The sequence below is a fragment of the Porphyromonas bennonis DSM 23058 = JCM 16335 genome (assembly GCF_000375645.1).
Classification (GTDB): domain Bacteria; phylum Bacteroidota; class Bacteroidia; order Bacteroidales; family Porphyromonadaceae; genus Porphyromonas_A; species Porphyromonas_A bennonis.
Genome location: NZ_AQWR01000063.1, coordinates 1 through 6,278, shown reverse-complemented (window position 1 = coordinate 6,278; position 6,278 = coordinate 1). Strand labels below are relative to the sequence as shown.

Sequence of the window (6,278 nt, the reverse complement as noted above, 5' to 3'; positions counted from 1 at the left end):
CAAATTATTCATACCTAATAACGCTTAAAAAGAGAGACAAACGATTGATTATCAGGTATAAAGGTACGAATAATTCTCAGACTGTGCAAGCTTAACGCCCTGATTTTCAGACATTTTTCTTGTTTTTTATTCAGCGAGACCTCGGGCAAATCCAAAAACGTCACCCCTGCGCTTAGACCCCTCGGATGCCATCCAGAACTCTGGCTAATTCGTACCGCAAAGATACCACCTCGACCACCGCTCTATATCTCCTTGCGTCTCGACCTGTCTCCTAAGTGCAACTCGAGGCACAATTGGTCAGCAGGGTGAGCGTAAGAGACACTTCAGCTATTCTCCCGGCACAGTCTTAAGGCACTTGGGGAGCTCGCACTCTCGTAAGATCACCGTCACCCGAGAGCGCCTCGTCGTCTCCCTCGCCACGTAATCCATTACCGCCTTATGAGAGAGAGTGTGTGTACATTCCATACAGAATGGAGAAAAGTGGTACATTAGCAGGCAGATAGCTTTTGACCAATACAGAAGTACCCCTTATCATATCACTTACGATTATGAAGAAATCACTTATCCTCGTGCTCTCGGCGGCTCTTCTCGCCTCCCTGTCAGCCCTCTCCTTCGCCTGCACCACAGCAGTCTTCTCCGGCAAGTCGACCCTGACCGGTCGCCCGATGCTCTGGAAGGTGCGAGACACCGACTACTATCACAACTATGTCTCCCGCCACCAGTCCCCCAAGGGCTGGTGGTACATCGGCATCTCCAATGTCGAGGACAAGAAGGGCGAGCAGATCTGGAGCGGTCACAACGAGCGGGGCTTCGGGATCATGAATAGTGCTTCCTTCAATGTCAATAAGGGCGACCCCGCCTCCATCGCCGATCGGGAGGGCTACGTGATGCGCCGGGCCCTGGAGGAGTGCGAGACGCTCAAGGACTTCGAGCAGCTCCTCGACGCTATGGTCAAGCCGATGGGTCTGGCGACACACTTCGGTGTCATCGATGCCAAGGGCGGTGCGGCGATCTATGAGGTGAATAACTACACCTGGACGAAGGAGGATGCCAATACCGCACCCGGAGGATACATCGTCCGCTCCAATTACTCCGAGACGGGAGAGAAGGATCGCGGTCTGGGCTACGTGCGCGCTTGCGCTGCTCGTGAGCTGCTCTCCGAGCTAGACGGCCCCGTGACGATCGGCTACATCACCAACTCACTCTCCCGCTCCCTCTATAACGCTCAGCTGGGGATCGATTATGGGACCGAGTATCTGAAGCACAACAGCTTCCCCAAGGGCTTCATCCTGACCGATGACCTGATGGCCCGCTACGACTCCGCCTCCGTCACCATCACGGAGGGCGTCGCTCCCGGCGAGGATCCTGCCGATGCCACCTCCTGGATACAGGTGGCACAGCCCTACATCTGCCCGCTGGTACCGGTCTGGGCGTGGGCTGAAGTGCCTGCCGAGCTTGCCCTTCCGCAGAAGGATGCGCCCGGGGCCACGATCGCGGAGCTGGCGCTGGAGATCAAGGGGGAGCTCTTTCCCCTCCATACTGTGGAGCAGACCCGATACCTCTACCTTCCGGTGATCATCAGCAAGGATGGCACCGGACTGATGCAGCGGATCCAGGCCCTGGAGCAAGAGGCTCTGCCCACCATCCACGACGCTCGGAGCCGTGAGCAGCGCAAGGCTCTCACCTCAGCCTACATAGAGCGCTGTATGGTCCTCCTTCGCTCCGCCGCCGGTACCAAGGGCAGCGCCGCCACCCACTGATCTGAGAGAGCGACAGACACCTCCACCGAGACCCTCAAGTAGCTTATCATTTCCGTACCTAAGCAGCAGGATCGGTAAGCAAATCGAGTCTCAAGCCCTTGGTTTAAGAAAAATCAAATGGATTCCCCTTTGAGGCTACGCTTTTTATTACTATCTTTGACCAGTCAAGGGAAATCTTAATAGTATTATGACGGCAGAAGAATTCAAGAATAGATTTAACTCCACATCGAAGAGCCTTCGATACAAGAGGAGGATCATCGAGCACATCATCGACGAGGGCCCGGAAACCCTCCCCATACTCTCCAGGAAGCTGGAGCTGAGTGTGCCTACGACGAGTAAGTATGTCAATGAGATGATCGATGGTGGTCTGATGCGGAGCTACGGCAAGCTGGAGACCTCCGGCGGACGACACCCCTTCCTCTTCGGACTGGATCCCACCAATGTCTACTTCCTCGGCGTGGACTTCACACAGGGGAAGATGCACATGATGATGATGGACTTCTGTGGCGATCAGGTACAGGAGGTGATGGATATCCCATTCAAGTTTGAGAACACCCCCGAGTGCCTCGAGGAGATCTGCCAGCGGATCGACCACTACATCGATCATGAGAGTACAGTCAAGCGCAAGGATCTCGTATCCATCGGGCTCAACCTCTTCGGCAGGATCAATCCCGAGACCGGGAGCAGCTACACGTACTTCAATTTCAGCGAGAGACCTCTCGGCGAGATCCTCACAGAGCGCTTCCGGATCCCGGTCTGGGTCGACAATGACTCCCGCGCCAGCGCCTACGGAGAGTATATGACTCACATCCGTGAGGAGGGGCGAAACATCCTCTACATCAATGTCACCTGGGGTCTCGGACTCGGTATCATCATCGACGGCAAGCCCTACGCCGGCAAGTCCGGCTTCAGCGGTGAGCTCGGGCATATCCATGCCTTCGAGAACGAGGTACTCTGCCACTGCGGTAAGAAGGGCTGTCTCGAGACAGAGGCGAGCGGAAGTGCCATGTACCGGAAGTTTCAGGAGCGGATCGCTCAGGGAGACACCTCCACCCTCACATCGCCGGACGGCCCCTTCGGCATCACCAATCCTGAGGACGTCACTCTGGATCTGCTGATCGATGCGACCCAGAGGGAGGACATCCTCTGTATCGACATCCTCGAGGAGATCGGCAATAACCTCGGCATGCACATCGCCGGGCTGATCAATCTCTACAATCCCGACTTCGTCATCATCGGCGGTCAGCTCGCCAATACGGGGGACTACTTCATGCAGCCGCTCAAGACGGCGATCCGTAAGTATTCGCTTAATATGGTGAGCCAGGACACCAAGCTACGCCGCTCGCTGCTGATGCGCTACGCCGGCGTGGTGGGCGCCTGCATGCTGGCCCGCAAGAAGTCGATCGAGCACCTCACCGTCAGTGAGGAGGACGAGGCGTGATCATCGGTCCGGGATCTTCCCGATGAAATAATAAGCAAAGGAAAAGGAGGGAGTGGCATCGTGCTCTCCCTCTTTCTCATTCTCACCTATACAGAATAGCCAGAGTCCTACCGGGAAAGACAGCTACCCCATGCCACGCCTAGATACGGAGCAGCAGCTAAGGCTCCGAGATCTTATAGAGAAAAGGTTTGGATCCCCTATTCGCACCAAGGGAGACTGTGACCTGCTTACCAGAGATATGCAGAGGAAGACCTCCCTCAGAAGTGTCTCATCGCAGACTCTCCGGAGGCTCTTCGGTCTGATCCCGGGGAATAAGTCAGGCTTCGAGACCGGCACACTGACTATCCTCGCAAGATACCTCGGCATGCAGGACCACGAGGAGCTACTGGAGCTGATGAGGAAGGGGAGAGATCCGATCCTCGAGGCGCAATGTAGGATCCTGGAGAGCATCGTGCAGGGGATAGAACCCTGCTCGGAGCGACAGCCCTGGCTCCTCAGTGACTACTTCGTCGGCTCCCTTGTCTCCGGGGGAGACCTCCCGGAGGAGTTACTGTCGACCCTGATACGTCAGCCCTACAGCCGCACGCAGCTGATGGAGAGCTTCCCGATGATGGACTGGGTGAATAATCAGGAGTATCGCAGGCTCTTCGAGGAGTACCTGAGACTACAGGAGGAGGAGGGGAGAGCGCAGGGTGAGCTCTTTGTCTACGGTCTCCTGGGACTTGGCGCCTATATGAGTGAGGACTGGGAGTGCCTATCCCGCTGCATCGATCGCCAGGCGCAGGTCGAGATCACACCGCAGCTGCACCAGCTGCCCGTCGCCCGCAGGTATGGTCTGCTACTGCTGAGGGATCTGAGAGAAGGGAAGGCTATCGACGGACTCCTCAGGGAGATCATGGAGGTGAGAGGGAGGTATGGCGATGAGGCCAAGGGGCTGATCTGCAACTTCGACTACATCCTCTTTGAGCACCTCCTCCTGACAGACCGGTGGGACATCATCGCCGAGCTGGGAGGGGACTTCCACCACGAGCAGAGCAGCGCCCTCTATCTCCCCGCTTCGCGTCAGCGCTTTCACCACCAGGTGTGGAGGATCTACAGTGCCGCCGCACAGCTCTCCCACGGGAATGGGGATCAGGCACTGAGGACGCTCCGGGCAGTCGACCTTAGCCAGACGATGGTCGGCTGGGAGTGTACCACCAGACTGCAGCATCACCTCGTCCTGCTGCACAGTCGTCTCGACCGGCACGAGCGTGAGAGAGTGCTGGAGGAGGTGAGGCAGCTATGCACGTCGACCGGCTTCACTCTCTTTCTCTCCCTCGCAAGGGAGCTGACACTATGAGATCCCTACGAGCCCACCCCCGCCCAGCCGATAATACACCGACAGTCCGATACCTACTATGCCACGCTTAGACCCACATACCCTGGAGACCCTCCGAGCAGCCCTGGAGATGGAGCATGGCGCCCCGATCACGACGAAGGGGGACTGCGACGCCCTCTCACACGCCATCAGGAGGAGACTGCTCAGTGAGACCGTCTCATCGCAGACTCTCCGGAGGCTCTTCGGTCTGATCCCGGGGAATAAGTCAGGCTTCGAGACCGGCACACTAACTATCCTTGCGAGATACCTCGGCATGCAGGACTACGAGGAGCTACTGGAGCTGATGAGGAAGGGGAGAGACCCGATCCTCGAGGCGCAGATCACGATCCTCAAGAACTTAGCTCAAGGGGTGGAGCCCGAACAGGATCATCCATGGATAATCAGCGACCACTTCGTCCGCCTCATGATCTCAAATGAGCCGTATCGAAGAGAGTTAGCCACCGCCCTGATCAAGTCGCCCCTGGGACAGAAGCAGCTCATGGAGTGCTTCCCCCTCATCGATCACATCAATAATCCGGAGTACCGGGGTCTCCTCAAGGAGTACCTCCAGCTGCAGAGCGAGGAGACACGGCCGAGGACAGAGCTCTTCGTCTACGGACTGTGCGGCATCGGCGCCTACATGAGCGGCCAGAGGGAGCTCCTCAGTCACTATGCTGAGCTGCTAAGTCGGCTACCCGTCACGGAGGAGTTGCCCCAGCAACCGGTGGCGCGCCGGTACGGCGTCCTGCTGCTGAGCCGACTCTGCGAGGGGAAGGAAATCGCTCCTCTCTGGAGCGAACTACTGGAGGTAAGGAAGCGCTATCAGGAGTTTGCAAGGGACGAGATCTGCAACTTCGACTACATCCTCCTCGAGCAGATCATAGTGAGCGACCGCTGGGACCTGATGGCGCAGCTCTGCAGTGATACCGCCTACCATCAGGGTCACCGCTACTACCTCCCCACATCGCGGCAGTACTTCCATCGACAGGTTTGGCAGATCTTTACCGCAGCGGCAAGGGTTGCTCAGGGGAGGAGAGCGGAGGCCGAGGCTCTCCTGAGGGAGGCTGATCTATCTCACATAGAGGTCGGGCTCGACTGCCTGACACGACTGCAGTACCTCCTGGTGCTGCTCCATTTCGATCTCGACAACACCCGACGAAGTCAGGCAAGGAGGGAGATGGCTCAGCTGGTGGAGCGGACCGGCTTTGTCCGATTCCTCGAGCTGATGGAGCAGCTCTGAGTCCCTCGGGGCAGCGGCATCAGATACCCCGGTTACCGTCAGTCCGGGCGACGAAGAATTCTTTCTGCAAGTACCTGGTTCTCATAAGCATGAGATCCGACACTTCTATTACCGGTATTAGTCGGATCTATTACCGCTATTAGTGACGACTATTACCGGTAATAGACTTCACTAATAGCGGTATCAGTAAGTAACGACTCCGAGGGGGGGCCCAGGGGTGGCGCACTTGAGCCTTAAAGTAAAGAAGTGATAATCCCTGTCGCTGTGCAATCCTGTCGACTGATCCCAGCTCTACTGCTACCGCCTGCCGATCCCGCAGGGGCGAAGCCCCGGAGGGATCATCGCTTTTTAGACCGGGTGTCGAGGCACAAAGTGCCGAAGACCCCGGGAAAGAGGACCCCGGTAAAGATATACGACCCCGCCAGGGTGTCGCACTTATTGCCTGACTGGTAAGTGCGACACCCTGGCGGGGTCGCGGGA

The 6,278-nt window shown here is 57.3% G+C and carries 4 protein-coding genes; all 4 read left to right on the top strand.

The window, feature by feature from the left end:
• Positions 1–548 precede the first annotated feature (548 nt).
• Entirely contained in the window at positions 549–1,760 is a 1,212-nt protein-coding gene (locus B088_RS07860) for a C45 family peptidase (RefSeq protein WP_018107880.1), read from the top strand.
• 187 nt (positions 1,761–1,947) lie between these two features.
• A complete protein-coding gene (locus B088_RS07855; protein ID WP_018107879.1) occupies positions 1,948–3,201 on the top strand; it encodes an ROK family protein in 1,254 nt (417 codons plus the stop codon).
• A gap of 238 nt (positions 3,202–3,439) precedes the next feature.
• Complete coding sequence (locus B088_RS07850; protein WP_038974039.1) at positions 3,440–4,540, top strand: hypothetical protein; 1,101 nt, start codon at positions 3,440–3,442, stop codon at positions 4,538–4,540.
• 58 nt (positions 4,541–4,598) lie between these two features.
• The gene (locus tag B088_RS07845; protein ID WP_018107877.1) at positions 4,599–5,798 is read left to right on the top strand and encodes a hypothetical protein; all 1,200 of its coding nucleotides are present in this window, start codon (positions 4,599–4,601) and stop codon (positions 5,796–5,798) included.
• Positions 5,799–6,278 lie beyond the last annotated feature (480 nt).